We start from the raw sequence: 25928 nt of genomic DNA, 5'->3' as shown, positions 1-25928 counted from the left end.
CCCTCCGGTCCTTCGGTGGCGGCCCGTCCCGGCCGGGACAGGCCACGGCCGGTCATCGGGGATGGGACGTGGTGGCCGGCGTGTAGCCCCGCTCACCGGCGGTGACGTCGAAGACGAGCTGGTCGTCGCGGGTGTCGACGGTGACCTTCTGCCCGGGCGAGATCTCGTTCTCCAGCAGCATCCGGGACAGCCGGTTGTCGACCTCGCGCTGGATCACCCGGCGCAGCGGACGGGCCCCGAACTCGGGCTGGTAGCCGTGCTCGGCGAGCCAGTCGACGCCGGCGGTGCTGAAGTCGACCTGGATGTCCTGGGCGTGCATGCGGCGGCGGGTCTCCTCCAGCAGCAGCCCGGTGATCTGGCGCAGCTGCTCGGCCTCCAGCCGCTGGAAGATGATCACCTCGTCGATGCGGTTGAGGAACTCCGGGCGGAAGTTCTCCTGGAGCCGGCGCATCAGCCGTTCCCGCAGCTCGTCGCTCTCCTGCTCGCCGGGTGCGCCGGTGGCGAAGCCGACGGTGCGCTGGGTGCCGGTGATGAGCTCCGAGCCGAGGTTGCTGGTCATGATCAGGACGGTGTTCTTGAAGTTCACGGTGCGGCCCTGACTGTCGGTGAGCCGCCCGTCGTCGAGCACCTGGAGCAGGATGTTGAACACGTCCGGGTGCGCCTTCTCGATCTCGTCGAGCAGCACCACCGCGTACGGGCGGCGCCGCACCGCCTCGGTGAGCTGGCCGGCCTCCTCGTAGCCGACGTACCCGGGCGGGGCGCCGACCAGCCGGCTGACCGTGTGCCGTTCCTGGAACTCGCTCATGTCCACCCGGACCATCCGGTCCGCCTCGCCGAACAGCGCCTCGGCCAGCGCCCGGGCCAGCTCGGTCTTGCCGACGCCGGTCGGGCCGAGGAACAGGAAGCTGCCCATCGGCCGGTCCGGGTCGGCCAGGCCGGTACGGGAGCGGCGTACCGCCTCGGAGACGGCGCTGACCGCGTCGTCCTGGCCGATGATCTTCTCGTGCAGGTGCCCCTCCAGGCGCAGCAGCCGGTCGCGTTCCTCCTCGGTGAGCTGGGTGACCGGGATGCCGGTGGCCCGGGAGACCACCTCGGCGATCTCCGTCGGGCCCACCTCGGGCACGTGGTTGGGGCCCTCGTCGCCGCGGGCGCGGCGGACCTGGTCCTCCAGTTCGGCGAGCCGGTCGCGCAGCGCGGAGGCCCGCTCGTACTGCTCGTCGGAGACCGCCTGCTCCTTGTCCCGGCGCGTCTCGTCGAGCTGCTGCTCCAGCTCGCGCACGTCCTCGGCCGGGGTACGGGTGCGCAGCCGCACCCGGGCGCCGGCCTGGTCGATCAGGTCGATCGCCTTGTCCGGCAGGAACCGGTCGGTGACGTACCGGTCGGACAGCTCACCGGCGGCGACCAGCGCCTCGTCGGTGAACCGGACCTGGTGGTGCGCCTCGTACCTGTCGCGCAGGCCGCGCAGGATCGCGATGGTGTCGTCGACTGTCGGCTCGGGCACCAGCACCGGCTGGAACCGGCGGGCCAGCGCGGCGTCCTTCTCGATGCTACGCCGGTACTCGTCCAGCGTGGTCGCGCCGATCACCCGCAGCTCGCCGCGCGCCAGGGCCGGCTTGAGCATGTTCGAGGCGTCCATCCCGCCCTCGCTGCCGGCGCCGCCCGCGCCGACCAGCGTGTGGATCTCGTCGAGGAAGATGATCAGCTCCTCGCGGTGGGCGCGGATCTCGTCGATCACCTTCTTCAGGCGCTCCTCGAAGTCGCCCCGGTAGCGGGTGCCGGCGACCAGGCCGGACAGGTCGAGCTGGATCACCCGCTTGCCGATCAGCGTCTGCGGCACGTCGCCGTCGCAGATCCGCTCCGCCAGACCCTCCACGATCGCGGTCTTGCCGACACCGGCCTCGCCGATCAGCACCGGGTTGTTCTTGGTCCGCCGGGACAGGATCTCCACCGCCTGCTCGATCTCGTCGGCCCGGCCGATCACCGGGTCGATCTGGTCCATCCGGGCCAGCTCGGTGAGGTCCTGGCCGTACTGGTCGAGGGTCGGGGTGCCGCGGTCCGGTCGCGGTGCGTTCGTCGCGCCGCGCTCGGCGCTGGCCGCCTGCAACGACTCGGGCTGGATCCGGCCGGCGGCGAGCATCCGGCCGGCCGGCGACTCGGGGTTCAGCGGCAACGCCATCAGGATGTGCTCGGGACCGATGTAGTTGGCGCCCATCGCCCGGGACAACTGGTGCGCGTCGAGCAGCGCCCGCTTCGCCGCCGGGGTCAGCGACAGGTTCGGCGGCACCTCGCCGCGCGGCGCGCCCTCGCCGCGGCCGCCCAGCGCGCCCAGCAGCGCGTCCGGGTCGGCGCCGGCCCGGCGGACCAGGTCGCGCAGCGGCTCGCGCTGCAACGCCGCCCAGAGCAGGTGGTCGGTGTCCAGGTCGTTGCTGTGTTTCTGGGCCGCGCGGCGGGCCGCGTCGGCGAGCATCTCCCGCGCGTCGGCGGTCATCAGGCGCGTGATGTCGACCCGGTGCGCCGGCCGCCGTCCCCCCTCGCCCCGGCCGAAGTATCGGGCCAGGAACTCGTCCCAGGGGTCGTTGCCGAAGTCACCCGGTCCCATCATCTCGTCCTCCGCAGTCAGTCGGCACGACCGGCACCCGGCACGCGCGGCACGGTCGGCGGTGGCTACCCGGCGGTCGGCGCGACAAACGCGACCGGATGGCAGGCTGGGGGCATGGAGAGCAGACCGCTGCTGATCGTGGACGGCGCGAACGTGGTGGGCTCGCGCCCGGACGGCTGGTGGCGGGACCGGGCCGGCGCGGCGGTCCGGCTGCGCGACGCGCTGGCGTCCGTCGGGGACGCGGGCGTGCCGCCGGAGCTGCCGCCACCGGTGCAGGTGGTGCTCGTGGTGGAGGGCGCGGCCCGGCACGTGCCGCCCGCGCCCGGCGTGGACGTGGTCTCCGCGCCCGGCTCCGGCGACGACACGATGGTCGAGCTGGTGGCCGCCGCGCCGGACCGGCGGCGGGTGGTGGTCACCGCCGACCGCGAACTGCGCGAGCGGGTCACCGCGCTCGGCGCCGAGGTACGCGGACCGCGCTGGCTCGGCCGCTAGCCCGCCGGTCCCGCGAGCGGGACCGCGGTGTCCGCCGGCAGGACCGCCGGCCGGGGTCTTCGCGCACGTCAGCGCGGGAACCGGACACGAGGGCCGCAACCACGCGAGGGTGGATGTTCGTCCACCCGTTCCGATGGGTTGTAATGGAGATCTCTTTCGCCCCCAGGAGGTCCCCGTGGCGAGCGTCGCCGAGCTGAAGGCCGCCATCGATGTCGCTCTCCAGCAGATCGGTGACGGCCAGACAGCGGTGCAGGCCGCCGGCGAGAAGCTGGCCGAGGCGCAGCAGACCCTTGCCGGCGCGCTGGAGGGCAGCGGCCACGAGACGGTCGAGGCGGCGCAGGCCTCGCTGACACAGGCCGGCCAGGAGTTGGAGGAGTGTCTGGCCGCGACACTGGTCGCGGTCGAGCAGGCACAGCTCTACGTCGCGACGCTCTGAGGCCCGGCCGTGTCCATCGTCGAGGACATCGGCGCGCAGGTGCGCGCCGCCGCCGAGGAACTGCCGCTGGCGCAGCTCGCCGCCGCGTTGGAGAAGCTCGGCCAGGCGCAGGAGCGGCTGCGCTGGGTACGCCAGGAGTCGTCCGACCCGATGGGGGTGCCGGAGCTGTCCTCGGCCACCGAGCACGCCGAGACGGCCGGTTACGCGCTGCGCGTGGCGCAGGAGCAGCTCACCGCGTACCTGGCCGCGATCGGGCTGGCCCCCGACGGCGCGCGGCCGGCGCCACCGGGCGAGCGGCCGCCGAAGCACGACTCGCCGCGCGGCGAGGAGCCGCCCGCGCCCGGCCCGGCCGCCGAGCCGGGCGAGCAGCCGGCGGTACGGCGCTGGTGGGCGGTGCGGGTGGCGGAGCTGACCGGCGGCCGGGAGGGTGCGCCGGACGAGCCGGACGAGCGCGTCGTGGACTCCCACGAGTTGCTGCGCCGGGTGACCGCCGGGGTCCGCTCCGGCGACCGGGACCGGCTGCACCGCGAGTTGCGCAGGGCACACGCCGACGTGGGGCTGGGGCTGGCCGCGATCACCCCGCCGCTGCTGCGCGAACTGGCCGGTGAGCTGCTCGGCCATCCGCCCCGCGCGGACGACCTGCCCCGGCTGCGCGGCGCGCTGGACTCCCGGGTCCGCGACCTGCTGCCCGGGCTGCCGCGGCCGGTGCTCGACACGCTGCTGACCCGGGTGTGCCGGATGCCCCCGCCGCGCCGCGACGACGACGCGGAACAGCCGCACGCGGCCGACCCTGCGGTCACCGCCGGTGTGCTCACCGGCGTACTGCTCGACCGGCTCGGCCGGGACCTGCCCAAGGACACCGACGATCGGGAGCCGTCCCGTGGCTGACGTCCGCGCTCGACTGGTGACGCGGGTCCGGGGGATGCTCTCCGAGGCCCTCGGCGCCACCCGCACCCGGCTCGCCACCGCCGAGGCAGACCTGGCCGCCGGGCGGGACCGGCTGGCCCGTACCCGCAAGGCCGCCGCCGCGGTGCCCGCCCGGGTGGGCGCCGCCCGCGACCGGCGCCTGGCCGAGATCGACGCCCGGCACACCGCCCGCCTCGCCGAGCTGGCCCGCCGGGCCGCCGCTGCGGCGCAGCGGGAGGCGCCCGGCGCGGCGTCCGCGCCGTGGGACCGCTGGCGGGCCACGCCCGCCGGCCGGTCCGAGCCGCCCGGCGCGTTGCGGGTCGGCACGGTACGCCTCGACGGCGCCGAACCGGTGCCCGCGCTCGTCCCGCTGCTCGACGCCGGGCACGCGCACCTGGCCGGCCGCGACCGGGACGGACTGGCCGCCGTGGTGCCGGCGCTGCTGCTGCGCTCGGTCGGGCGGGCCGACCCGGGCGCGGTGCGGCTCTACGGGTACGACCCGGAACACCTGGGCGGCGGGCTGGCCGGGTTCGCGCCGCTGGGCACGGCCGGGCTGCTCACGTTCGTCGGGCCGGGCGGGCTGGGCCGGCTGCTCGACGACCTGGTGGAGCAGATCCGCCGGATCAACGCCACGGTGCTCGCCGGTGAGTACGGCTCGCTGCGCGAGCTGGCCGCCGCCACCGGGCGCCGCCCGGAGCCGTGGCGGGTGGCGGTGCTGCTCGGCGGCGACGAGCTGTCCCGGCACGAACGCGGCCAGCTCGACCGGGTGGTGCGGACCGGCGCGGCCTGCGGCGTGCACCTGGTGGTCCGCGGCATCGAGCTGCCAGACGACCCGACCGTCACCCGGATCACCGTGGAGCCGGACGACGCCCGGGTGGCCGGGCTGCCGGTGGTGCTGGACGCGCCGCCCCCGCCCGCCCTGGTCACCGAGACCTGCCGCACCGTCGCGTCCCGGGTGGCCGCCGGCCCGCCGCCGACGCCGTTCACCGACCTGCTCCCGCCGCCGGACGAGTACTGGCGGGAGGACTCCGCGCACGGCCTCAGCGCCCCGATCGGCGAGGGCCCGCACGGGCGGCAGGTGCTGCTCACGCTGGGCGACTACCCGCCGCACGCGCTGATCGGCGGCCCGTCCGGCACCGGCAAGACGAACCTGATCTTCGCCTGGATCGGCGCGCTCGCCGCCCGCTACTCCCCCGCCGAGCTGGAGTTCTACCTGCTGGACTTCAAGGAGGGCGTGTCCTTCGCCCGGTTCGCGCAGGGCCGGCGCGACCCGAGCTGGCTGCCGCACATGCGGCTGGTCGGCATCAACGTCAACACCGACCGGGAGTTCGGCCTGGCGCTGCTGCGCTTCCTCGCCGAGGAGCTGCGCCGCCGCGCCGACGCGGCGAAGAAGCACGAGGTCACCAAGCTGGCCGAGCTGCGCGCGGTGGACCCGGACGGGCACTGGCCGCGCATCGTGGCGGTGGTCGACGAGTTCCAGGCGCTGCTCGCCGGGCGGGACGTGGTCGCCCGGGAGGCCGCCGACCTGCTGGAGGACCTGGCCCGGCGGGGCCGGTCGCAGGGCATCCACCTGGTGCTCGCCTCGCAGGACGTACGCGGCATCGAGGCGCTGTGGGGGCGGCCCGCGCTGGTCGCCCAGTTCACGCTGCGGATCGCGCTGCCGAAGGCGCTGCGCATCCTGGCCGAACGCAACGACGCGGCGCAGTCGCTGCCCCGCCACCACGCGGTCGTCAACGCCGAGTCGGGCCTGGCCGAGGGGAACGAGGTGGCCCGGATCCCGTCGGCGAGCGACTGGGAGACGTGGAGCGAGCTTCAGCACCGGCTGTGGCGGATGCGCCCGCAGGACGCCGCGCCGGCCCGGCTGTTCGACGGCGACGCGATCCCGAAGCTGGCCGACGCGCCGGACTTCCGGGCGCTCACCGCGCCGGAGCAGGGCGTGCCGCGCAGCCCGGTGGCGCTGCTCGGCGAGATCATCGACGTGCAGTCCCGCTCGGCGGCGCTGCGGCTGCCCCGCGCGCCGGGCCGCAACCTCGCGGTGCTGGGCACCCGGGTGGACGAGGCGTGCGCGGTGCTCGACGCCGCCGCCCGGTCGCTGGCCCGGCAGTACCGGCCCGGCACCGCCCGGTTCTCTATCGCCTGCCTGGACCCGGACGCCGACCCGGCCGCCCGCGCCCTGTACGAGGACCTGGAAGGCGACGCCTCCTGGTACGACGAGGAGACGGTGCCGGAGCTGATGGCCGAGGCGGGTGACGGACTCGGTGCGCCGGGTGCGGCGCGTACCCCGCACTTCCTGCTGCTGTACGCGGTGGACGCGGCGGCGGCGGCGCTGGCCGGCAAGGCCGGTACGCGCACCGGGCTGGAGCAGCTGCGCCGGATCCTGCACGACGGGCCGGAGCGGCGTACGCATGTGCTGGCGTGGTGGCGTGGCGTGGCCCGGATGCGTGTGGACCTGGGCGGCGCGGGCGCGCGCACGGATCAGATCGGCGCCTGGGTGGCGCTGGACGTGCAGGGCGGTGAGCTGGGCTCCTCGCTGTATCCGGGCAGCGGCGGGCCGGACTGGTATCCCCGGCCGTGGCGCGGTCTCTACTTCGACCGGGCGGTGCACCGCACCGGACAGGTGATCATCCCTTATGGTCCGTCCCGATGAACGAACCGGTTGCCAGTGAGACGTACAGCGCGCAGATCCGCCGGCTCGCCGAGCTGACCGCCCGGGTGGCCGCCCAGCGGGCCGAGGCGCACACCTGGTACGACCAGCAGGTGGCGGCCGCCGACCGGGCGGTCGCGGAGGCCGCCGAGCAGGTGCGGCAGGCCGAAGCGGAGGTGGCCGAGGCGTCCCTGCTCGTGGAACGCGTCGACGGCGAGGTCACGCACCTGTGGACGCAGTTGCGGGCCCGGCTCGGCGGGAGCGCGCGGCGGCTGGGCGACCCGCCCGGCCCGGTACGCGGCGCGGCCGGTGACCCGGTGCCGCTGCTGCGGGCGGTCCGGGAGCTGCTGGACCGCACCGGCGCTCCGGGCGAGCTGCCCGGTTCGGTGAACCCGCTGCTGGTCGCGTGCGGGATCGGCGGGGCGCTGGTGGCGTACGCGCTGGGGGTGGGCGCGCGGGCCCTCGCGGCCGGTTCCAGCGGCGATCTGGCGGTGGGCCTGCCGGTGCTGGCACTGGTGGTGACGCTGCTCGGCCCGGTGATCGGGCTGGCGCCTGCGCGGCTGCTGGCCGACCGCCGCCACGCGGTGCTGACCCCGCGCCCGATGATCCTGGTGGCCGCTTCCGGCCTGGTGACGACGCTGCTCCTGCTGACGGTGACGTACACCCGCTGACCGTCGCCCTCCCGCGCCGGCTCTCACGCCGTCGATCATGAGGTTGGCGGCGCGACACGCCGTCGCGCCGCCGGTCAACCTCATGATCGCCGGGATCAGGCGGGGGTCAGGACGGCCTCCTTGAGGAGGCGGCGGGTCAGCGTCAGTCGGTCGGCGTCGTCGTCGAGGCCGGGCAGGTCGCCGACCCTTGTCACCTCGCCGGTGAGCAGCGCGCGCAGCGCCGCCTCGCAGGTGCCGGGGAGCGTGAGCGTGCGGTCCGGCACCCGCAGCGTGACCCGTCCGTCGGCGGCCGGGGTGAGCTGCCAGCGCAGCCCGCCGCGTACCGCCACCTCGCTGTCCGCTGTGAGCCGGGCCAGCGCCTGCGCCTGGGCCAGCGGCCGGATCGGCGCCGGGCGGGCGGCCGGCCACACCCGGGCACGCAGCCGGCCGGCCACCGCCGCCGGGTCGGCCCGCAGCAGCCAGTCGCGCAGCGCCTCGACCGTCTCGGTCAGTTCCGGCTCGATCGCGTCCGGGTCGGCCAGGTCGAGCCCGAACGGCAGGCTCGCGCGCAGCCGCGCGTCCTCGGCGGCGAGCGCGAGCAGCTCCTCGACCACCGCGTACCGGGTCAGCGCCCGGATGCCCACGGTCAGGTGCAGCGAGCTGGACTCCTGCGCCTGGGCGCTGTGCAGCCAGCCGCGCGGCAGGTAGAGCGCGTCGCCCGGTTCCAGCACCACGTCCAGTTCGGGGCGGCCCTCGGCGGTCGCGGAGACCTCGTCGGCCCGGCCGCCCCACGGCTGGCGTTCCAGCGGGTCGGCCAGCACCGGCGTGTGGATCCGCCAGTGCTTGCGTCCGTCCACCTGGAGCACGAACACGTCGTGGGTGTCGTAGTGGGTGGCGAAGCCCTGGCTGCCGGCCGGGGTCAGGTAGGCGTTCACCTGCAACGGCTGGGCCAGCGCGGTGCCCAGGTCGCGGGCGAAGTCGACGATCGCCGGCCAGGTGCGGTGCAGGCCCTGCAGCACCAGCGTCGCCCCGTCGGCGTACAACGCCAGCACCTTCTCGTCCAGGACCTGGTCGCCGATCTCGGCGCCCGCGCCACCGCCGCCGGTGAACCGCGCCGCCGGCACGAGCTGGCCGTCCTTCGCCACCCGCAGGAACGGGGTACGCAGGCCGCGGCGGCTGAGCAGCTCGTCGGCGTCGGCGGTGCTGAGCAGGTCGGTGAAGCCGTCGGCGTTCGGCAGCTCGGCGGCGCGGGACAGCAGCGGGCTGCGCCCCCAGTGGTCGGCGGCGAACTTGGCCGGCTCCACCGCCACGCACCGGGCCAGCGCCTCGATCGCGGAGAACGGAACCGCCGGGCGGCCGTGGCCACCCGGCGGGTCGACGTGCGTGGTGCTCATGTGTCAGGCGCTGCCGTCGGCGCCGCCGTCGTGCTGACCCGGGGTCGCGCCACCGTCGGCCGGGCCCTCGGCGCTGCCGTCCGCGCCGCCGTCGTGCTGACCCGGGGTCGCGCCGCCGTCAGCGGGGCCCTCGGCGCTGCCGTCCGCGCCACCGTCGTGCTGACCCGGAGTCGCGCCACCGTCAGCGGGGCCCTCCGCGCCGCCGTCCGCGCCACCGTCGTGCTGACCCGGGGTGGCACCGCCGTCGGCCGGGCCCTCCAGGCCGCTGCCGCCGCTGCTCTGGATGTCGTCGTCGTTCAATGCCATGGGTGCTCCCTCGGTGTGCCGCCCCGCGTGGTGCCGGGGTCCGTGTGCAGCGGGTGGTACCCCACGCCCGATCTTCTCTAACCACACGGTAGACGCCCGGACGCCGCCGTACGGACGGTTCGCGGGGCAAGCGGCAGGAGTGGGCGAGTGCCAGGATGGCGGGAGGACGACGCGAGGAGACGCACGTGACGCAGCCGGAGCCACTCACCCCGCTGACCGAGGACTGGCAGCGGGCGCTGGCAGTGGTGGCCCACCCCGACGACCTGGAGTTCGGCGCCGCCGCCGCGGTGGCGCGCTGGACCGGGCAGGGCAAGGAGGTCGTGTACTGCCTGCTCACCAGCGGCGAGGCGGGCATCGACGGGATGACGCCGGAACGCGCCCGGGTGGTGCGCGAGGAGGAGCAACGGGCCTCCGCCGCCGTGGTCGGGGTGTCGGAGGTCGAGTTCCTCGGCCTGCCCGACGGGCTGGTGGAGTACGGCGTGCCGCTGCGCCGGGCCATCGCCGCCGTGGTGCGCCGGCACCGGCCGGACGTGGTGCTGACGAACAACTTCCGGGAGACGTGGGACGGCGCGTACGCGCTGAACCAGGCCGACCACATCGCCTGCGGCCGGGCCACGCTGGACGCGGTCCGCGACGCCGGCAACCGGTGGATCTTCCCGGAGCAGCTCACCGACGGCACGCAGCCGTGGTCGCGGGTCCGCGAGGTGTGGGCGGCCGGGTCGCCGGTGGCCCGGCACGGGGTGGACGTGACCGACACGTTCGACAGGGGTGTGGCGTCGCTGCGGGCGCACGGTGCGTACCTGAGCGGGCTCGGCGACGGCGGTTTCGACGCCGAGGAGTTCCTGGAGGGCATGGCCCGGCCGGCCGGCAGCCGGCTCGGCGCGCGGTTCGGCGCCACGTTCGAGGTCTTCCAGATCAACCTTCAGTAGGGCACGGCGATGTTCCTGGCCGGCACGCCGGCGGCCCGTCCCGCCGAGGGGGCGGGACGGGCCGGTCCGGTGCCGGATCAGGGAATCATCTGACGCAGGTCACCCGGCATGGTGGCCTTCACGTCCTCCCACTCGCCCTGGGTGACGTGCCGCCGCAGCGTGTCCAGCACGACCTGCACCACCCGCTGCGCGCCGCCCTCGACGTCGTACGGGAAGCCCTGGCGCACCTCGTACAGGAAGTCGTCGCGGTTGAGCTTGATCGGCACGTTCTCCGGCTGCCAGCCGTCGAAGTAGATCCCGCGCACCAGCACCGGCAACTGCTGGGCGAACTCGGCGCTCTCCTGCACCGGCAACCGGTCCCGCAACAGGTGCAGCACGGTACGCAGCGCGGCGTAGGACTGGTTGCGCTGTTCCTTCGGCCAGCCGTACGCGGACTCGATCTCCTTGAGGATCACGTTCGTCTTGTCCAGCGAGGACTCGAACGCGGACAACAGCTGTTCGGCCATCGGGCTCACCCCCGTACCTCGGTCTCCCAGCGTCGGTCGTCGGCGCGGCGCGGCGGGCCGCTGGGGCCCCGCCACAACCGGGTCGGACTGAACCGGCCGGGCCGTTCGGCCCGCCGTGGCGCCTCGGAGCTGCCGACCACGTGCAGTACGCCACCGCGGCGCCGGTCCGCCACCACCCGTACCGTCATGACCCACCTCCTCGTCGCGGCGCCCGAGCCGGCGCCCACCGACCATGCTGCGGCGGGGCCGGGTGAGCGGGCCTCACCCGGACCGGGTGAGTCGCTCAGGCGTCCAGCAGGCCGGCGAGTGTGGTGGCGTTGCGCTGCGCGTAGTCCCGGTAGCAGTTGTTCATCAGCACGTGCGTCTGTTCGGCCTGTCCGGCCAGCTCGCGCAGCTTCGGCGCCCAGTCGCGCAGTTCCCGCTTCGAGTAGTCGTAGCCGAACTTCTCGTGGATGTCCTTGCTGGTCCACTTGTCGCTGTGGCCGTGGAACCGGACCACCGCGAGGTCGGCGGTGGCCGCCAGCACCGGCGGGACTGACGACTTGTGTCCCTGCGGCATGTCCACGCAGACGAACGGCAGGCCGTGCTCGCGCAGGAAGCCGAGCGTCTCCTCGGCGTTGTCGCCGTCGAACCAGGAGGCGTGCCGGAACTCGACCACCGGGCGTAGCGGCGCGCACCGGCGGGCCACCTCCAGCAGGTACTGCTTGTTTGCGCGCTTGATGGTGAACCAGGGCGGGAACTGGAACAGCAGCGCGCCCAGCTTGCCGGCCTCGACGAGCGGGTCGAGGGCGGACAGGAACCGGGTCCACACCTCCTCGTACGCCTGCGCGGGCAGGTCGTCCGGGTAGACGTTGCGCTTGTCGGTGTCCGGGCGCAGGTCCTTGTAGAGCGCGGAGACGCGGGTGGGGTGGCCGGTCAGCAGGCTGAACGCCTTGACGTTGAACGTGAACCCGGGAGGGGTGCGTTCGGCCCACAGCCGGGCGGTCCGCTCGGCCGGCGGCGAGTAGTAGGTGGCGTCCACCTCGACCAGCGGGAACTGCCGGGCGTAGTAGGACAGCCGCTTCTCCGGGGTGTCGGCGCTCGCCGGGTACCAGCCGGAGTCGAGCAGCGTCCGGTCGGTCCACGAGGCGGTGCCCACCTTGATCTCACCCATGGTGGGAGTTCACCGCGATGGAGGACCGACCGGCAACCGGAACGGCGTTCAGGCCGCCCGCCGCTCCCGGGTCTGCTTGCAGGCCACACAGGAGGTCGCGGACGGGAAGATCTCCAGCCGCTCCAACGGGATCGGGGCGGTGCAGCCCTCGCAGAAGCCGTAGGTTCCCTCGTCGAGGCGGGTCAGCGCGTGCTCGAACTGGGCCCGCCGGTCCAGGATGGTGCGCAGCAGCGACTGCGCGGTGTCCCGCTCGGCGGTCTTGGTGCCGCTGTCGGCCTGGTCGTCGCCGGCGGTGTCGCCGACCTCCACCAGCCGCAGCACCTGGCTCTGCGCCACGGTGTTCTCGTACTCGGCGGTCAGCTCGTCGTACCGCGACCGCAGGGACTGCCGGATCTGGTCGACCTCCGCCTGGGAGCGGCCGGTGGCTGTCGTGTCGTGGACGAGCATCGCTGCCTGCCTTTCCTACACCCTCATACCGGACCGGGGCGGCCAGCGCCCCGGACCCGGTCCGACTGTGGATGCGCGGGCGACGAGATCACCCGTGCTCTGTGAGCCGGGCGATTACCCCAGCCCTCGGCGGGTCAAACCGGCTGTTTCCTGAGTGTTTCCGGTGAGTCCGTAACCGCAGTTCAGGCGGCCTCGACGAGCGCCGGACGGCGCGGATCGTCGGCCCGGACCACCACGTCGGCGAAGGACGCCGGGTCGACCTCGCCGGCGTAGCGGGCGAACGCGGGCAGGGTCCAGCGCAGCGCCGGGTCGGTGCGCCGCGCGAGCGCCGCCGGGGAGAGCACGAGGTGGACGGTGACGTCGAACGGCAGCGTGCCGCCGAGCAGCAGCGCACCGCTGACCACCACCACCCCGCCGGGCGGCAGATCGACGTACGAGGCGCGGCTGGCCCGGTCGGCACCGGCGTCCCACAGTGACGGCAGCAGCCGGCCGGAGCCGTCCGGGCCGGCCGGGTCGAGCACCTCGCGGCGCAGCCCGGGTTCGTCGAGCCAGCCCTCGTAGTACGCGTCGGGGTTGGTGCGGCCGTGCTCAAGGCGTACCGAGGCGGGACGGAGGAAGTCGTCGGCGCGGACGTGCAGCACCGGCCGGCCGGCGGCGCGCAGCGGGTCGACCAGTGCCTCGGCGAGCGTGTCCGGCCCGGCGGCGGGCGGGCCGTCCACGGCGACCCGCAGCCGGCCGGGCGTCCCGGTGCGGGCGAGACGCTCGGCCAGCTCGGTGACGAGCCGGTCGGGGCTGATCGGGCGCACGCGCATCGGACCATCGTGCCGCGCGGGCGGGCGGGTCACCACATGATCGGTTCGGGCGGTCGGGGCTCCGTCCGGCGCCGATCGGCGGGTGGTGGTCCCGGACGGTCAGCCGGTGCGGTCGATGGTGACGCGGGCGTCGTCGGCGAGCCGGTAGCCGACGCCGTAGACGGTGGTGACGAGCGGGACGTCCACGCCGACCTTGCCGCGCAGCCGGCGTACGTGCACGTCGACGGTGCGGACGCCGGCGTGCTCGTACCCCCAGACCGCGTTGAGCAGTTGCAGCCGGGTGAACACCCGGCGCGGGTGGGCGACCAGGTGCAGCAGCAGGTCGAACTCCAGGCGGGTCAGCGGCAGCGGCTCGCCGTCGCGCAGCACCGACCGGGACGACGCGAGGATGTGCAGGGTGGGGATGGTCGGGGCGAGCGGGCGGGCCGGGGCGCGGCCGCCCGGCACGGTGTCGGGCCGGCGCTCGGCCGGGACCGTGCCCGCGCTGACCACCGCGTCGCCGCGTTCGAGCATCTCGCGGGCGGCGTCGAGCAGCCGGCGGGCGGCCGGGGTCAGCGACTCCTCGCAGGCCAGGGGGATGGTGAGGGTGACGGTGAGCATGGGCGCGGCGGCCGTGTTCGCGGGACGACGCTGGCCGCCTGGGGGGCGACCGGGGACCGCGGGTTGGGACGTATGCCATCCGGCGCGCGACGAGGCGGGGCTGACCGACATGGTCCTCCTTGGGCTGGTCCGGGTATCTCCCCACGGCCCGGGACGCCGCTTCATCGATGCTTCCCGGCGTCTCTGCGAGGGTCAAGGGGCGGCCGCGTTGCATGAATGTGACATTTGACGAACACATCGCAGCCGTGCGCTCGCTCTGCGTGCGAGGCCCGTTGATTACAGCAGAGCACCGATTCGCGGTGGTACGGGGGGTCTCCCCGGGCGTTCACAATGGCGGATCAGCGGCGAACGTGAACGCGGCGCACCTGGGAACGGGGTGCGCCGCGTGCCGGCCGGGCCGGGGTCAGGCGTCGCGGTCCACGACGATCGCGGCGTCGTCGGCGAGGCGGTAGCCCACGCCGTACACGGTGGTCACCAGCGGTGTGTCCGGCCCGAACTTGGCCCGCAGCCGGCGCACGTGCACGTCGACGGTGCGCGCCACGGCGTGCTCGTAGCCCCAGACGTTCGCGAGAAGTTGCAGGCGGGTGAACACGCGGCGGGGATGTTCGGCGAGGAACAGCAGCAGGTCGTACTCGATGCGGGTCAGCGTGATCTCGGCGCCTCCGTGGCGGACGCGCCGGGTGCCGGTGAGGATGCGCACGCCGCCGGGGACGGGCGCCGCCGGGGCGGCGGCGTCGCCGCGGCGCAGGTCGAGCACGGTACGGGCGGGCGGCCCCTCACCGGAGGTGGCCAGTCCCTCGCCGGACGCGGCGAGTTCGTCGAGCAGGTCGACCAGGCGCGCGAGGCCCGGCGTCAGCGGACCGGCGCCCAGGTCGAGCGTGATGGTGAGCGTCGGTGCGGTACGCGGCCGGGGCGGCACGGCCCGGTCGGGGCGGCCCGAGCGGGCCGGACGGGTGGTGAGGGCGACGACGGACATGGGAGCCTCCTGTGCGGGCGGTCGCCCCGCCCCGCCGGGTGCGGCGGGACGGTCAGCGGAGCGCCCCGCCGGCGGTGACCGGGGGCGCGGCGGACGAGGGTCGGGTCGGCGGGGTGGGACCGAGGGTGGGCAGGCCGGCGATCTGCCAGGCGGCGAAGCCGCCGGCGACGTCGGTGGCCCGGTGCAGGCCGATGTCCTGGAGCGCGGCGGCGGCCAGCGACGAGGTGTAGCCCTCCTGGCAGAGCACGATCACCGGGACGTCGTAGCCGGTCGCCTGCGGCAGCCTTGCCGCGCAGCGCGGGTCGAAGCGCCACTCCAGCACGTTGCGTTCGACAACGAGGGAGCCGGGCACTGTGCCCTGCGCGGCGCGTTGGGCGGCCGGACGGATGTCTACGAGCAGCGCGCCGCCCCGGCACGCCAGGTGGGCCTGTTCCGGGTCGAGGCGGCGCAGGCGGGCGCGGGCGGCCGCGAGGATCTCGTCGATGCCCCGCGAGCCGGGCGGCGGGACCGGACAGCGCCCGGTGCGGGTGGGGGTCTGCGCCATCGTGGCGTCCTTCCGTTCGTCGGGGTTGCGGGTGCGGCTCACCAGGCCACACCGGCTCGGGCCACCTCGGCGACCCGGAGCCGGCCGGCGACGAGGTGGTAGCGGGTCATCCGGGTCAGCGCCGGCCGGTACACGTGCACGCTGACGGCGGGCTCGTCGCCGTGGTTGGTGACCTGGTGCACGTGCCGGGCGCCGAAGCGCCGGCCGGCTCCGGCGGCGAGCCGGTGCGGGCGCAGCCGCCCGCCGCTCACCGTCTCCTCGGTGAGCACGCCGGCCACGACCCGGAACGCACCGGACGAGCCGCCGTGGTCGTGCAGGCCGGTGCCCTGTCCCGGCAGCCAGCTCAGCGCCCACACCTCGTGCGCGTCGCCGGCGTCCAGCCGGGCGTACCACCGCTCGGACGCCTCGAAGCGCAGCGGCACCGGCCAGCCGTCCGGGTCGGCCCAGCGGGCGGCGACGGCGAGCAGGTCGGCGGGAACGGTGCTGGTCATCGGCGGTGCGTCCTCACGGTGCGGAGCGGATGTACCCGCACAGCTTAGACGGTAAAGCCTATCGGTTTAGTAGGTAATACCAGATGCTGGGACGCCGGGCGCGGCTCAGCGGAGGACCGGCGGGCCCACCTTGTAACCCGGCACCGACGGCCAGCGGACGGTGAGCACCGTGGACTCCCGCTCGGCGTACCAGGAGTGGTCCACGCCCCGGCCCCACACCACGTAGTCGCCGGGCGCGCGCAGCACCACCGTCCGGTCCGGCAGCTCGATCCGGAACGCGCCGCTGATCAACACCAGCAGGGCGGTACGCCGCTCGCCGGTGGCCCACCGGGACCGGCTCTCCCCCGCCGGGTGCACGCCCCACTTCACCTCCACGTCGGTGCTGTGCCGCACGTCCCCGGCCGGCTTGAAGTGGCCCAGCAGCCAGCCCGCGTCGGTCGCGCCGTCCACCGCCGCGTTGCCCACGTACACCCGATCGTCCATGTGCGCGCCTCCCGTGCCCGGCTGCGCAAGCTACCAGGCGCGCCGGGCCGCGACGCCATAGCCTGGGCGGATGCCCGACGAACTCGACGACGAGACCATCGCCTTCGCCCACCGGATGTTCGACCTGGCGCGGGCCGGGGCCACCGAGGAACTGGCGGCCAACGTGGACGCCGGGCTGCCGGTCAACCTCACCAACGCCAAGGGCGACACGCTGCTGATCCTCGCCGCGTACCACGCCCACCCGGACACGGTGGCCGCGTTGCTGGCCCGGGGCGCCGACCCGGCCCGGGTGAACGACAGGGGGCAGACCGCGCTCGCCGCGGCGGTGTTCCGGCGCCAGGAGGCGGCGGTCCGCGCGCTGCTCGACGCCGGCGCCGACCCGGACCACGGCGGACCGTCCGCGGTCGAGACCGCCCGGTTCTTCGAGCTGCCCGACATGCTGGCGCTGCTCGGCCGCGCATGAGCGGCGGACGGTATACAGGGACGGTGGAGGATCCCGTACCCGAGCAGATGCGCACGGCCGCCGCGGCGTTCCTGGCCGCGCTGGACGAGCCGGCCCGCGACGCCGCCCGGCACGCCTTCGACGACGAGCCGGCCCGGCGGTGGCTGGAGTACCGGCCGCGGCCCCGGCCCGGCGTCGCGCTCGCCGGCCTGGACGTCGACGCCCGCAAGGCCGCCCACCGGCTGCTCGCCACCGCGCTCAGCCCGGCCGCGTACGCGCAGGCCATGACCGTGATGGCTCTCGAAGAGGTGCTGGACCGGGCGGAGGACTGGCGGCGCGGCCGGCACAGCGGCGACTACTGGGTGGCCGTCTTCGGCGACCCGGCCCGCGACGACGACTGGGCCTGGCGGTTCGAGGGACACCACCTGTCGGTGAGCATGACCGTCGCCGACGACCGGGTCTCCCCCGCGCCGGTCTTCCTCGGCGCCAACCCGGCCACCGTCCGGCACGCCGGCCGCCCGGTCTCCCGGCCCCTGGGCCCCGAGGAGGACCTGGCCCGCGAGCTGCTCGACGCGCTCGGACCGGGCGGCCGCTCCGCCGCGATCATCGCCGGGGAGGCGCCCGCCGACATCATCAGCGCCACCCGGGCCACCGCGCCGGGACGGCTCGACCCGCTCGGCGTACCCCGGGGGCGGCTGCGGCCCACCGGCCGGGCGCTGCTCGACCGGCTGGTCGCGCTCTACCTGGACCGGCTCCCGCCGGAGCTGGCGGCCCGGGAGGCCGACCGGCTCGACGGCGGCGAGCTGCACTTCGCCTGGGCCGGCCCGGTCGAGCCGGGCCGGCGGCACTACTACCGGGTGCAGGGCGACGACCTGCTGATCGAGTACGACAACACCACGGACGACGGCAACCACGCGCACACCGTGCTGCGCCGCCCGGCCGGTGACTTCGGCGCCGACGTGCTGGCCGCGCACCACGCCGCCGCCCACCGGCCCGGCCCGCTCAGTCCCGGCGCGCCTCGATGAGGAAACGGCGGGCGTACGCGACGAACGGTCCCTCGGCGCGGATCCGCTCGTCCAGGCGGCGCAGCTCGTCGGTGTAGCGGCCGACGGTGAAGCCGGGCACCGTCCAGACCACCTTGCGCAGGAACCAGACCACCGCGCCGATGTCGTGGAAGACGGCACGCAGCGTGGCCTCGCGCAGGTCGACGACGGTGAGCCCGGCGGCCCGCGCGTCGGCGACCGCCTTCTCCGGGTGGCGGTGCTCCGGCGGCGGCAGCGGCCCGAGGATCGCCTCGCTGAGCTCCCGCATCGTGCCGGGGCCGATCTGCTGGGACAGGTAGGCGCCGCCGGGGCGCAGCACCCGGGCCACCTCACCCCACCAGGTGTGCACCGGATGCCGGCTCACGACCAGATCGAAGGCGGCGTCCCGGAACGGCAGCGGCGGTCGGTCGCCCACCCGCACCACGGACGCGCCGAGCGGGCGCAGGTGACGCCGGGCCACCGGCACGTTCGGCGGCCACGCCTCGGTGGCGACCAGCAGCGGCGGCGGCGCGGGCACCTCGGCCAGCACCTCTCCCCCGCCGGTGTCGATGTCCAGCGCCGCCTTCACGGCGGCCATCCGTTCGCCGACCAGGCGCGCGTACCCCCAGGGCGGGCGCTCCTCGGTGGCGCGGCCGCGCAGCCAGTCGAAGCCCCAGCCCTCGACCGGCGCCGCCTCGGCTTCGGTTACCAGTTCCTCGAACGTGCCGACCATGCCCGCGAGCCTGCCGCCCGGCGGTAGCCGCGGCAACGCATTTCCGCAGGGTCAGTACGGGCGCGGGCGGGCGATCTCGACTGTGGACCCGGCGGGCACGTCGCCGAACGTCTCGAAGCCGCTCGGCTCGGCGGCCCGGTCGAACTGCTGCATCAGCCGCGCGCCCAGGGCCACCCCGACCGCGCCGACGGCGAGCGCGACGAGTTCGGCGGCGAGCAGGGCGCCGTTCGCACCCCGCTGCGGCGCGTTCGCCCGGATCAGGCAGGACAGCAGGAACAGCCCCGCCATGACGGCGTTGACGAGGTTGAACGTCAGCACGGTCCGGCTGGTGCGCCCGGCGCGGACGTCCCACAGGTCGACCAGGCCGGCGACGGTGGTGAGCCCGGCGGCGACGAGCGCGGCCACGGCGGTCCAGTAGCCCACCTCGCCGAGGAACGCCGGGCCGCCGGCCACGTCGGCCAGGTCGAAGACCGCGGCGCAGACGAACAGGCCGAACGGGAACGTGACAAGCATCGGTTGAATGGGATGCCCCTGCACCCGCAGTCGGCTCTGCATCGCTTCCTCCCCAGGTCGGCGCAGCTCACCAGTCCAGAGTGCTACCCGAGGTGCCGCGGGGTGAAACGACTGTCGCTCAGTTGTCCCGGGGCCGGGAGACGGTCAGCACGAGCCGCTCGGCCACCTCGCGCAGCGGGATGTCCAACGAGGAGGCGGCGCTGCGCAGCACCCGCAGCGCCTCCGGGGCGGGACAGCCGCGCTGCGTCATGATCACGCCGACGGCCTGCCCGACCACGCCCTCGGCCAGCAGCGAGTCGTCGATCTCACCGGCCCGGGAGGCGGCCCGCTCGCGGTCGCGGGCGGCGGCCAGCAGCAGACCGGCGTGCTCGGCGAGCAGCATCGCGGTGAGCTGGTGGCGGGGGGTGAGCGCGTCGGGCGCCTCGGCGTACAGGTTGATCGCGCCGATGACCTGCTCGTCCACGTCGACCGGGGCGGAGATCACCCCGTGCACGCCCAGCGCGCGGGCCCGCTCGCTCCAGGCCGGCCAGCGCGTCTCGTCGGGCAACCCGTCCGCGATGATCATTTCCCGGCGGTGGATCGCCGTCATCGCCGGCGTGTCCGGACCGTGCCGCAGGTCGTCCAGCTCGGCCCGGTCCGGGTCGGAGGCGGCCACCCCGGCGGGCTCACCGGCGCGCAGCGCGGTGAAGCCGCAGCAGTCCACGCCCGGCACCGCGTCGCGGGCGATCCGGACCAGGCGGGCGAGCGCCTCGTCGAACCCGGCCGCACCGATCAGGCCGGCGGTCAGCTCACGCAGCAGCGCGGCCGTCTCCAGCACACCGAGGTTGTCGATCATGGGTTGGCGCGTGTCGAGGTTCACCGGGCCGGGGCCTCCACCGTCCCCGCGTGCGTCCACGCGGTCTCCCCGTCCGGCACCGTTGCCTGTCCCATGTCCGTCCCTCCTGTGGGCCCCGGCCTACTACCCTCGCAGACCGCGGGCGAAACCGCGCAAAAAGGCCCCTCCCGGTCGCACCGGCAGGGGCCTTTCGGCGCGGGTCAGCGCGACCCGGAGATGAGCCGCCGGCCCACCGAGGCGATCAGCCGGTCCAGCTCCGAGCCGAACGGGTTGTCGTGCACGAGGTAGGTCCAGGTGGCGGTCGGCCGCACCAGCTTCGACGAGTCCGGCTCCCAGCCCTCGTCGAACTCGGTCTCCTCGAACGTGGCCACGGTCCGCGTCTCGATCTCGGGCACCAGCGCGTTGAACGCCGGCACCGCGCTGCGGTGGAACTCGTCGAGCGGATCGAGCCGGCCCAGCGCCCGCAGGTGCACGCCCTCGCGTACCTCGGACAGCTCGGCCAGGTGGTCGGCCCAGAGCCGGTCCAGGTGGTAGAGGGCGATCTTGCGGGCCACGTCGGCGAGCAGGTCCTCGTCCATGTCGCCGGCCTTCTCCGGCACCCGCTCCAGCAGCATCAGCGCGGCGATGTCGCTGGTCAGCAGGCGCTCCCGGCGCTCGGCCAGCGCCTTGCGCTGCTGCTCGATCACCTGGCTGTAGCGCCACGTGTTGCGGTGGATCTCGTGGTTGACGCCCTCGGCGACCCGCTGGGCGTGCTCCACCGCGTAGTCGACCTGCGGGTCGGTGACCAGGCCGTCGGCGTTCATCCGCGGCGAGGCCGGCACGGTGTCGCCGGCGTGCCGGACCACCAGGTCGTCCTCCAGGCTGACGAAGAACACCGACCCGCCCGGGTCGCCCTGCCGGCCGGCCCGGCCGCGGAGCTGGTCGTCGACCCGGCGGCTGTCGTGCCGGCCGCTGCCGATCACGTACAGGCCGCCCAGCTCGGCCACCCGGTCCCGGTCGGCCTGGTCGCTGCCGCCCAGCCGGATGTCGACGCCCCGGCCGGCCATCTGGGTGGAGACCGTCACCGCGCCGTACGCGCCGGCCTCCGCGATGATGCCGGCCTCCTCGTCGTCGTTCTTGGCGTTGAGCACCACGCACGACACGCCGGCGGCGTTGAGCGCGGCGGCCAGCCCCTCGGACTCCTTGACGTCGAGCGTGCCGACCAGCACCGGCCGCCCCGCCTCGTGGCAGCGCGTGATCTCGTCGACCAGCGCCTCCTCCTTCTCGGCGCGGGTGGCGTAGATCCGGTCCGGCTCGTCCTCGCGGACGCAGGGGGTGTTCGGCGGGATCACCGCGACCTCGAGGCCGAAGAACTCGCGGAGCTGGTCGCCGACGAGCACCGCGGTCGCCGTCATGCCGCAGACCGTCGGGTAGAGCGCGATGTACGCCTGCACGGTGATCGTGCCCAGCACCTCGCCCTCGGCGGTGGCGTCCAGGCCCTCCTTCGCCTCGACCGCGGCCTGCAGCCCGTCCGGCCAGCGGCGGCGCTGCGCGACCCGGCCGCGCATCTCGTCGATCAGCTCGACCGAGTCGTCCCGGACGATGTAGTCCACGTCGCGGTGCAGCAGGGCGTGCGCGTGCAGCGCCACGTTCACCGCGGAGAGCTGCCCGACGTGCTCCTCGTCGTACAGGTCGATGCCGCCGAGCTTGGCCTCGACGGTGGCCAGGCCGACCGAGGTGAAGGCGACGCTGCGGCCGTCCTCGGCGATCGTGTAGTGCTTGCCCTTGCGCAGCCCGCGCACCAGCGCGGCGGCCGCGTGCACCGGATCCTGCTCGCCGCCGACCGCGCCGGCCAGCACCATCGGTACCCGGGCCTCGTCGATCAGGATCGAGTCGGCCTCGTCCACGATCGCGGTCTTCAGCGCCGGCTGCACCCGGTCGGCCAGGTCGGTGACGAGCTGGTCGCGCAGGAAGTCGAAGCCGGCCTCGCTGACCGACACGTAGGTGACGTCGCAGCCGTACGCGGCGCGCCGCTCCTCGGGCGTGGACGCCTCGTTGACCCAGCCGACGGTGAGCCCGAGCAGGTCGTAGACGGGCGTCATCCACTCGGCGTCGCGGCGGGCCAGGTAGTCGTTGACGGTGAGCACGTGCACCGGGCCGTTGCCCAGCCGCACGTGCCCGTACGCGGCGACGGTGGCGGTGAGCGTCTTGCCCTCACCGGTGGCCATCTCGGCGACCTTGCCGGACAGCAGCGCCATCGCGCCGAGCAGCTGCACGTCGTAGGGGCGCTGGTCGAGCCCGCGCCGGGCCGCCTCGCGGCCGATCGCGCAGATCTCCTCGTACCCCGTGGCCCGGCCGGCGGCCTCGGTCAGCTCGGCGTCGGAGAGCTGCTCCAGGTCCGCCTCGCGCGCCTCGATCGCCGGCAGCAGCTTCTCCAGCGGTGCCAGGTCGACTGTCGTCCCCGGGCGCTGGAGGAACCGGCGGAACCTGGTCTTCAACCGTTGCGACACACCCATGAGCGGCAACGGTACGCGAACCGGAGCCGATTGTGACCCCCGCCCACCGCGCGCCTCCCGCCTACCGTCCGCCCGCTTCCGTCGATCATGAGGTTGACGGCATGTCGTGTCCGTTTTGTCGCCGCCAACCTCATGATCGACGCCCTGGGAAGGGCGGTCAGGGGGTGAGGACCACCTGGAGTTCGCTGCGGCGGCGTTCGGCCAGGTCGGTCAGCAGGGTGGGGGCCTCGTCCAGGGGGACCACTGCGGAGATCAGGTGCTTGCGGATCACGTCCCCGTACTGGCGCAGCAGCTCCACCGTCTCCGCCGACAGCCGCTCCCGGTCCCAGGTGGGGACCAGGCCGCGCGGCACCCGGCCGATCTGCGCGCAGCGCAGCGACAGCCCGTTGTGGTGGAACTCCTCGCCGAGCCGGACCGCGTCCGCGCCGGCCTGGTAGAACGCCAGGTCGATCACCGTTCCCTGGGGACGCAGCAGGCGCAGCGCGAGCTGCAACGCCCAGTCCTGGCCGCGGCACTGGAAGACCACGTCGGCACCCCGGTCCCCGGCGGCGTGGTTCCACCGCGTCTTGAGCACCACCGCCGGGTCGTCCGCGTCCGGGTCGAGCGTGTCCAGACCGAGCGCCTCGGCGACCTGCCGCCGGGCCGGCGTCGGGTCGACCACCACCACCGAGGCGGCACCGTGCCGGCGGGCGAACAGCGCGGTCAGCAGAGCCACCACGCCGCCGCCGACCACCGCCACCCGGCGTCCGCGTACACCGTCACCGAGCGTGCGCACATCGGTGCCGCACAGGTCGGCGGCGGCGTGCAGCAGCCCGTTGGCGCAGATCGGGCCCATGTGCGCGACATACACGCCGAGCAGCGGATCGAGGTCGTCGGGCAGCGGCACGAACCGTTCGGTGAGCGGGTCGGCCACCCAGCCGCTGCGGTGGCCGTACGTCATGGCGCCGACCTCGCCCACCGCGACGGCCGGGGTACGGCTCTCCACCACGCGCCCGACTTGCATGTAGCCGAGCCGGGTCACCGGATACGGCGTGCTCGCCCCGCCCGGGCGGAACAGCCCGAGCGCGGCGTCCCAGGTGACGTGCAGATAGGGGTTGGTGCCCTTGACGAAGCTCAGTTCGGTGCCGGCGGACACGCCGCTGTAGAGCGTCTCCACCCGGAACGTGCCCTCGCGCAGCTCCGGCGCGTCCAGTTCGGCCAGCTCCACCCGGCCGGGTCCGCCGACCACCACCACCCGGTCACGCATCGACGCTCACCCCCGCGTCCGCGACCGGCGCGGTGAGCCGGGCCGCCGGGCCGGTCGGGAGCGCCACCGGCCGGCCGGTACGCGCCGACTCGGCCACCGCCAGGGCCAGCCGGTGGGTGCGCAGCGCCTCGGCGTACGGCACCCGCACGTCGTCGCCGAGGCCGCACACGGCATCGACGAACGCCCTGTCGACGGCGACCCGCGCGCCGTCCGGGTCGGCGGGAACGTGCCGCTCGCCGTCGGCGTCACGCACGGTCAGGCCGTCCTCGGCCAGCCACAGCGCCAGCCCGTCGGCGAGGATCTCCACGCCGGCCCGGTGCTTCCAGCCGAGCACGCAGGACGCCGCGAGCGTGCCGACCGCGCCGGAGCCGAACCGCAGCGTGGCGGCGGTCACCGAGTCGATGTCGGCGCCGTCGACCGGCGGCGGGCTGCCGTCGCCGTACGCGGTCACCTCGACCGCCTCGCCGGCCAGCAGCCGGACCAGGTCCAGCACGTGCGCGGCCTGCTCGACCACCGGGCCGCCGGAGCGGTCCCGCCGCGCCCACCACGCCACCGGCGGCACCTTGTCCAGCCAGGCGCCGTTGACCATCCGGACCGGACGGCCGGCGAGCAGCCGCCGTGCCTCCTCCACCACGTGCAGGTAACGCCAGTGGTGCCCGACGCCGGTGAGCAGGCCGCGCTGCTCCACCAGCGCCGCGACCCGCTCGGCGGTCTCCAGGTCCAGCGCCACCGGCTTCTCCACGAACATCGGCACCCCGGCGGCGACCACCGCCTCCTCGACCGGGCCGTGCGCGAACGGCGGCACGCACACGTACACCGCGTCCGGGCCGGCCGCGAGCAGCTCGTCCACGTCGCGGAACACCCGGCCGCCGTACGTGCCGGCGAGCGCCCCCGCCGCCTCCGGCGCGACGTCGGTCACACCGAGCAGCTCCACGTCCTCGAAGCCCGTGAGCACCCGGGCGTGGCGTTGCGCCACCCCACCGGCTCCGACTAGTCCCACCCGGCAGGTACGCATCCGACCAACCCTCTCGCCACGACTGGAAGACTTCGGTCACCACTCCCCCCGGCGGCGGCGCGCGAAACGCCACCGGGGGGCGCAACGCAACGTTCATCTGCCCGGAACCGCCCGGTACGCACCTGGTGATCAGGTTGTTAGGCAAGATCCGGTTAGCGCGGATGCGGGATTGGGAAAACCATGGTTCGCGATTCCACCACTAATGGGGGGTGCCCGTGCGGGAATCAGATTCGACCGTCTCACCTGTGGTGGAGGCGTGGGCCACGTACCGCACCAGCACCGCCGCCGACTGGCCGGCGCAACGGCTGGTCCGGGCCAAGGGCGCGAGCCGGGTCAGCGTGGTGCTGCCGGCCCGCAACGAGGAGGCGACAGTCGGCGCGATCGTGTCGACCGTCCGGGAACACCTGATGGACCGCGTGCCGCTCGTCGACGAGCTGATCGTGGTGGACTCCCGCTCCACCGACCGGACGGCCCAGGTGGCGCGCGCGGCCGGCGCCGAGGTGGTCAGCCAGGACGCGATGACGCGCGGGCTGCCCCGGCTGACCGGCAAGGGCGACGCGCTCTGGGCCGGGCTGGCCGCCGCCGAGGGGGACCTTGTCGCGTTCGTCGACGCCGACCTGCGCGAGTTCCGGCCGCACTTCGTGACCGGGCTGCTCGGACCGCTGCTGACGGACCCGAGCGTGGAGTTCGTGAAGGGCTTCTACCACCGGCCGCTGGTCGGTGCGACAAGTGTGGAGCCCGACGGTGGCGGACGGGTGACGGAGCTGATGGCCCGGCCGCTGCTGAACCTGTTCTGGCCGGAGCTGGCCGGTTTCGTGCAGCCGCTCGCGGGCGAGTACGCCGGCCGCCGTGAGGTGCTGGAGCGGGTGCCGTTCGTCACCGGGTACGGCGTCGAGACGGCCATGCTGATCGACCTGCTGGAACTGGTCGGGCTGGACGCGCTGGCCCAGGTCGACCTGGGTGAGCGCAAGCACCGGCACCAGGACACCGCCGCGCTGGGCCGGATGTCCGCGCAGATCATGCTGACCGCCTGGTCGCGGCTGCAACGGCGCGGGTGGGCGGCGCCGGGGGTGGCGCCGACCGCGCTGCTGACCCAGTTCCGCCGGGGCGGCTCCGAGGCGCTGCCCAACCTGGACCGCGAGATCGTCGTGAACGACGTGTCGGTGCAGGAACGCCCGCCGCTGGCGCAGATGCGCAACCGCCTTCCCCGCCGCCGGGTGGCGGCCGCATGAACAGCAAGAACACCGGAGAGGACAGCG

At 74.8% G+C, this 25928-nt stretch carries 28 protein-coding genes; 9 read left to right on the top strand and 19 right to left on the bottom strand.

Annotated features, from left to right (window positions below; translation table 11 throughout):
* Positions 1 to 52 precede the first annotated feature (52 nt).
* Positions 53 to 2602, bottom strand: a complete 2550-nt coding sequence (locus tag OC439_RS25060) for an ATP-dependent Clp protease ATP-binding subunit (RefSeq protein WP_262015579.1) — start codon at positions 2600 to 2602, stop codon at positions 53 to 55.
* Between the two features lie 111 nt (positions 2603 to 2713).
* On the opposite strand from OC439_RS25060, the gene OC439_RS25055 reads away from it, so the two are divergent.
* The 5 genes from OC439_RS25055 (at position 2714) to OC439_RS25035 (ending at position 7748) form a co-directional block, all read left to right on the top strand.
* Positions 2714 to 3091 carry a hypothetical protein gene (locus OC439_RS25055; RefSeq protein ID WP_194801619.1) on the top strand — a complete coding sequence of 126 codons (378 nt, stop codon included), beginning with the start codon at positions 2714 to 2716 and terminating at the stop codon, positions 3089 to 3091.
* A gap of 175 nt (positions 3092 to 3266) precedes the next feature.
* Positions 3267 to 3527, top strand: coding sequence for a hypothetical protein (locus tag OC439_RS25050; RefSeq protein WP_013286060.1), 261 nt, complete (start codon positions 3267 to 3269; stop codon positions 3525 to 3527).
* Positions 3528 to 3536: 9 nt separating this feature from the next.
* Positions 3537 to 4415 carry an FUSC family protein gene (locus tag OC439_RS25045; protein ID WP_262015578.1) on the top strand — a complete coding sequence of 293 codons (879 nt, stop codon included), beginning with the start codon at positions 3537 to 3539 and terminating at the stop codon, positions 4413 to 4415.
* Complete coding sequence (locus tag OC439_RS25040; protein WP_262015577.1) at positions 4408 to 7080, top strand: FtsK/SpoIIIE domain-containing protein; 2673 nt, start codon at positions 4408 to 4410, stop codon at positions 7078 to 7080. Before OC439_RS25045 ends, OC439_RS25040 begins: the two co-directional genes overlap by 8 nt.
* On the top strand, positions 7077 to 7748 hold the full coding sequence (locus OC439_RS25035; RefSeq protein ID WP_262015576.1) for a hypothetical protein: 672 nt from the start codon (positions 7077 to 7079) through the stop codon (positions 7746 to 7748). The genes OC439_RS25040 and OC439_RS25035 overlap by 4 nt, the downstream gene beginning before the upstream one ends.
* Before the next feature lie 95 nt (positions 7749 to 7843).
* Here the strand turns inward: OC439_RS25035 and OC439_RS25030 are convergent, their stop codons facing one another.
* Positions 7844 to 9121 (bottom strand): cupin domain-containing protein, encoded by a 1278-nt coding sequence (locus tag OC439_RS25030; protein WP_262015575.1) that lies wholly within the window; start codon positions 9119 to 9121, stop codon positions 7844 to 7846.
* A gap of 3 nt (positions 9122 to 9124) precedes the next feature.
* Complete coding sequence (locus OC439_RS25025) at positions 9125 to 9427, bottom strand: hypothetical protein (protein WP_262015574.1); 303 nt, start codon at positions 9425 to 9427, stop codon at positions 9125 to 9127.
* Positions 9428 to 9612: 185 nt separating this feature from the next.
* On the opposite strand from OC439_RS25025, the gene OC439_RS25020 reads away from it, so the two are divergent.
* The gene (locus OC439_RS25020) at positions 9613 to 10356 is read left to right on the top strand and encodes a PIG-L deacetylase family protein (RefSeq protein ID WP_262015573.1); all 744 of its coding nucleotides are present in this window, start codon (positions 9613 to 9615) and stop codon (positions 10354 to 10356) included.
* 77 nt (positions 10357 to 10433) lie between these two features.
* Here the strand turns inward: OC439_RS25020 and OC439_RS25015 are convergent, their stop codons facing one another.
* The 10 genes from OC439_RS25015 to OC439_RS24970 all read right to left on the bottom strand — a co-directional run bounded on the left by OC439_RS25015 (position 10434) and on the right by OC439_RS24970 (position 16368).
* A complete protein-coding gene (locus tag OC439_RS25015) occupies positions 10434 to 10862 on the bottom strand; it encodes a DUF2267 domain-containing protein (protein WP_194801626.1) in 429 nt (142 codons plus the stop codon).
* A gap of 5 nt (positions 10863 to 10867) precedes the next feature.
* The gene (locus OC439_RS25010; protein WP_262015572.1) at positions 10868 to 11050 is read right to left on the bottom strand and encodes a hypothetical protein; all 183 of its coding nucleotides are present in this window, start codon (positions 11048 to 11050) and stop codon (positions 10868 to 10870) included.
* 95 nt (positions 11051 to 11145) lie between these two features.
* Positions 11146 to 12015: a DUF72 domain-containing protein gene (locus OC439_RS25005; RefSeq protein ID WP_262015571.1), complete on the bottom strand. Its 870-nt coding sequence runs from the start codon at positions 12013 to 12015 to the stop codon at positions 11146 to 11148.
* 48 nt (positions 12016 to 12063) lie between these two features.
* Positions 12064 to 12462 (bottom strand): TraR/DksA family transcriptional regulator, encoded by a 399-nt coding sequence (locus tag OC439_RS25000; RefSeq protein WP_262015570.1) that lies wholly within the window; start codon positions 12460 to 12462, stop codon positions 12064 to 12066.
* A gap of 182 nt (positions 12463 to 12644) precedes the next feature.
* The gene (locus OC439_RS24995) at positions 12645 to 13274 is read right to left on the bottom strand and encodes a uridine kinase (protein WP_262015569.1); all 630 of its coding nucleotides are present in this window, start codon (positions 13272 to 13274) and stop codon (positions 12645 to 12647) included.
* Between the two features lie 99 nt (positions 13275 to 13373).
* Positions 13374 to 13985, bottom strand: coding sequence for a winged helix-turn-helix domain-containing protein (locus tag OC439_RS24990; protein ID WP_262015568.1), 612 nt, complete (start codon positions 13983 to 13985; stop codon positions 13374 to 13376).
* Between the two features lie 292 nt (positions 13986 to 14277).
* Positions 14278 to 14850, bottom strand: a complete 573-nt coding sequence (locus tag OC439_RS24985; RefSeq protein ID WP_262015567.1) for a winged helix-turn-helix domain-containing protein — start codon at positions 14848 to 14850, stop codon at positions 14278 to 14280.
* A gap of 52 nt (positions 14851 to 14902) precedes the next feature.
* The gene (locus OC439_RS24980) at positions 14903 to 15394 is read right to left on the bottom strand and encodes a rhodanese-like domain-containing protein (protein ID WP_262015566.1); all 492 of its coding nucleotides are present in this window, start codon (positions 15392 to 15394) and stop codon (positions 14903 to 14905) included.
* Between the two features lie 38 nt (positions 15395 to 15432).
* Positions 15433 to 15885: a cysteine dioxygenase gene (locus tag OC439_RS24975; RefSeq protein ID WP_262015565.1), complete on the bottom strand. Its 453-nt coding sequence runs from the start codon at positions 15883 to 15885 to the stop codon at positions 15433 to 15435.
* A 105-nt stretch (positions 15886 to 15990) separates the two neighbouring features.
* Positions 15991 to 16368, bottom strand: coding sequence for a signal peptidase I (locus tag OC439_RS24970; protein WP_262015564.1), 378 nt, complete (start codon positions 16366 to 16368; stop codon positions 15991 to 15993).
* A 70-nt stretch (positions 16369 to 16438) separates the two neighbouring features.
* Here OC439_RS24970 and OC439_RS24965 point away from each other — a divergent pair, with 70 nt between their 5' ends.
* Together OC439_RS24965 and OC439_RS24960 are read left to right on the top strand one after the other, a co-directional pair.
* On the top strand, positions 16439 to 16831 hold the full coding sequence (locus OC439_RS24965) for an ankyrin repeat domain-containing protein (protein WP_013476997.1): 393 nt from the start codon (positions 16439 to 16441) through the stop codon (positions 16829 to 16831).
* Positions 16832 to 16854: 23 nt separating this feature from the next.
* Positions 16855 to 17835 (top strand): DUF3500 domain-containing protein, encoded by a 981-nt coding sequence (locus OC439_RS24960; RefSeq protein WP_262015563.1) that lies wholly within the window; start codon positions 16855 to 16857, stop codon positions 17833 to 17835.
* On the opposite strand, the gene OC439_RS24955 is transcribed toward OC439_RS24960, so the two are convergent.
* From OC439_RS24955 to OC439_RS24930, 6 genes are all read right to left on the bottom strand, one after another.
* Positions 17813 to 18565 (bottom strand): class I SAM-dependent methyltransferase, encoded by a 753-nt coding sequence (locus tag OC439_RS24955; RefSeq protein WP_262015562.1) that lies wholly within the window; start codon positions 18563 to 18565, stop codon positions 17813 to 17815. The two genes, OC439_RS24960 and OC439_RS24955, sit on opposite strands and share 23 nt — an antisense overlap.
* Positions 18566 to 18616: 51 nt before the next feature.
* Entirely contained in the window at positions 18617 to 19120 is a 504-nt protein-coding gene (locus tag OC439_RS24950; protein ID WP_315985948.1) for a DUF2231 domain-containing protein, read from the bottom strand.
* Positions 19121 to 19196: 76 nt separating this feature from the next.
* Positions 19197 to 19913, bottom strand: coding sequence for a GAF and ANTAR domain-containing protein (locus tag OC439_RS24945; protein ID WP_410054956.1), 717 nt, complete (start codon positions 19911 to 19913; stop codon positions 19197 to 19199).
* A gap of 200 nt (positions 19914 to 20113) precedes the next feature.
* A complete protein-coding gene (secA2, locus tag OC439_RS24940; RefSeq protein WP_262015560.1) occupies positions 20114 to 22408 on the bottom strand; it encodes an accessory Sec system translocase SecA2 in 2295 nt (764 codons plus the stop codon).
* 157 nt (positions 22409 to 22565) lie between these two features.
* The gene (locus OC439_RS24935; protein ID WP_262015559.1) at positions 22566 to 23654 is read right to left on the bottom strand and encodes a zinc-dependent alcohol dehydrogenase; all 1089 of its coding nucleotides are present in this window, start codon (positions 23652 to 23654) and stop codon (positions 22566 to 22568) included.
* On the bottom strand, positions 23647 to 24669 hold the full coding sequence (locus tag OC439_RS24930; RefSeq protein WP_262015558.1) for a Gfo/Idh/MocA family protein: 1023 nt from the start codon (positions 24667 to 24669) through the stop codon (positions 23647 to 23649). Before OC439_RS24930 ends, OC439_RS24935 begins: the two co-directional genes overlap by 8 nt.
* Positions 24670 to 24917: 248 nt before the next feature.
* Between OC439_RS24930 and OC439_RS24925 the strand changes: the two genes are divergently transcribed.
* Complete coding sequence (locus OC439_RS24925; RefSeq protein ID WP_262015590.1) at positions 24918 to 25901, top strand: glucosyl-3-phosphoglycerate synthase; 984 nt, start codon at positions 24918 to 24920, stop codon at positions 25899 to 25901.
* The last annotated feature ends 27 nt before the right edge of the window (positions 25902 to 25928 follow it).

Origin of the sequence: Micromonospora sp. Mcm103 (assembly GCF_024519755.1) — a bacterium.
In the GTDB taxonomy this organism is placed as follows: Bacteria; Actinomycetota; Actinomycetes; order Mycobacteriales; family Micromonosporaceae; genus Micromonospora; species Micromonospora aurantiaca.
Note: the sequence above shows the minus strand (reverse complement) of the source record. Positions and strands in the feature narration are given on the sequence as shown.

What these genes read in the sequence shown, in the direction of transcription:
- OC439_RS25060 (WP_262015579.1), bottom strand. Translation starts at nt 2,602, where the DNA reads ATGATGGGACCGGGTGACTTCGGCAACGACCCCTGGGACGAGTTCCTG.
- OC439_RS25055 (WP_194801619.1), top strand. Translation starts at nt 2,714, where the DNA reads ATGGAGAGCAGACCGCTGCTGATCGTGGACGGCGCGAACGTGGTGGGC.
- OC439_RS25035 (WP_262015576.1), top strand. Translation starts at nt 7,077, where the DNA reads ATGAACGAACCGGTTGCCAGTGAGACGTACAGCGCGCAGATCCGCCGG.
- OC439_RS25030 (WP_262015575.1), bottom strand. Translation starts at nt 9,121, where the DNA reads ATGAGCACCACGCACGTCGACCCGCCGGGTGGCCACGGCCGCCCGGCG.
- OC439_RS25025 (WP_262015574.1), bottom strand. Translation starts at nt 9,427, where the DNA reads ATGGCATTGAACGACGACGACATCCAGAGCAGCGGCGGCAGCGGCCTG.
- OC439_RS25015 (WP_194801626.1), bottom strand. Translation starts at nt 10,862, where the DNA reads ATGGCCGAACAGCTGTTGTCCGCGTTCGAGTCCTCGCTGGACAAGACG.
- OC439_RS25010 (WP_262015572.1), bottom strand. Translation starts at nt 11,050, where the DNA reads ATGACGGTACGGGTGGTGGCGGACCGGCGCCGCGGTGGCGTACTGCAC.
- OC439_RS25005 (WP_262015571.1), bottom strand. Translation starts at nt 12,015, where the DNA reads ATGGGTGAGATCAAGGTGGGCACCGCCTCGTGGACCGACCGGACGCTG.
- OC439_RS25000 (WP_262015570.1), bottom strand. Translation starts at nt 12,462, where the DNA reads ATGCTCGTCCACGACACGACAGCCACCGGCCGCTCCCAGGCGGAGGTC.
- OC439_RS24995 (WP_262015569.1), bottom strand. Translation starts at nt 13,274, where the DNA reads ATGCGCGTGCGCCCGATCAGCCCCGACCGGCTCGTCACCGAGCTGGCC.
- OC439_RS24990 (WP_262015568.1), bottom strand. Translation starts at nt 13,985, where the DNA reads ATGTCGGTCAGCCCCGCCTCGTCGCGCGCCGGATGGCATACGTCCCAA.
- OC439_RS24985 (WP_262015567.1), bottom strand. Translation starts at nt 14,850, where the DNA reads ATGTCCGTCGTCGCCCTCACCACCCGTCCGGCCCGCTCGGGCCGCCCC.
- OC439_RS24980 (WP_262015566.1), bottom strand. Translation starts at nt 15,394, where the DNA reads ATGGCGCAGACCCCCACCCGCACCGGGCGCTGTCCGGTCCCGCCGCCC.
- OC439_RS24975 (WP_262015565.1), bottom strand. Translation starts at nt 15,885, where the DNA reads ATGACCAGCACCGTTCCCGCCGACCTGCTCGCCGTCGCCGCCCGCTGG.
- OC439_RS24970 (WP_262015564.1), bottom strand. Translation starts at nt 16,368, where the DNA reads ATGGACGATCGGGTGTACGTGGGCAACGCGGCGGTGGACGGCGCGACC.
- OC439_RS24965 (WP_013476997.1), top strand. Translation starts at nt 16,439, where the DNA reads ATGCCCGACGAACTCGACGACGAGACCATCGCCTTCGCCCACCGGATG.
- OC439_RS24955 (WP_262015562.1), bottom strand. Translation starts at nt 18,565, where the DNA reads ATGGTCGGCACGTTCGAGGAACTGGTAACCGAAGCCGAGGCGGCGCCG.
- OC439_RS24950 (WP_315985948.1), bottom strand. Translation starts at nt 19,120, where the DNA reads ATGCAGAGCCGACTGCGGGTGCAGGGGCATCCCATTCAACCGATGCTT.
- OC439_RS24945 (WP_410054956.1), bottom strand. Translation starts at nt 19,913, where the DNA reads ATGATCGACAACCTCGGTGTGCTGGAGACGGCCGCGCTGCTGCGTGAG.
- secA2 (WP_262015560.1), bottom strand. Translation starts at nt 22,408, where the DNA reads ATGGGTGTGTCGCAACGGTTGAAGACCAGGTTCCGCCGGTTCCTCCAG.
- OC439_RS24935 (WP_262015559.1), bottom strand. Translation starts at nt 23,654, where the DNA reads ATGCGTGACCGGGTGGTGGTGGTCGGCGGACCCGGCCGGGTGGAGCTG.
- OC439_RS24930 (WP_262015558.1), bottom strand. Translation starts at nt 24,669, where the DNA reads ATGCGTACCTGCCGGGTGGGACTAGTCGGAGCCGGTGGGGTGGCGCAA.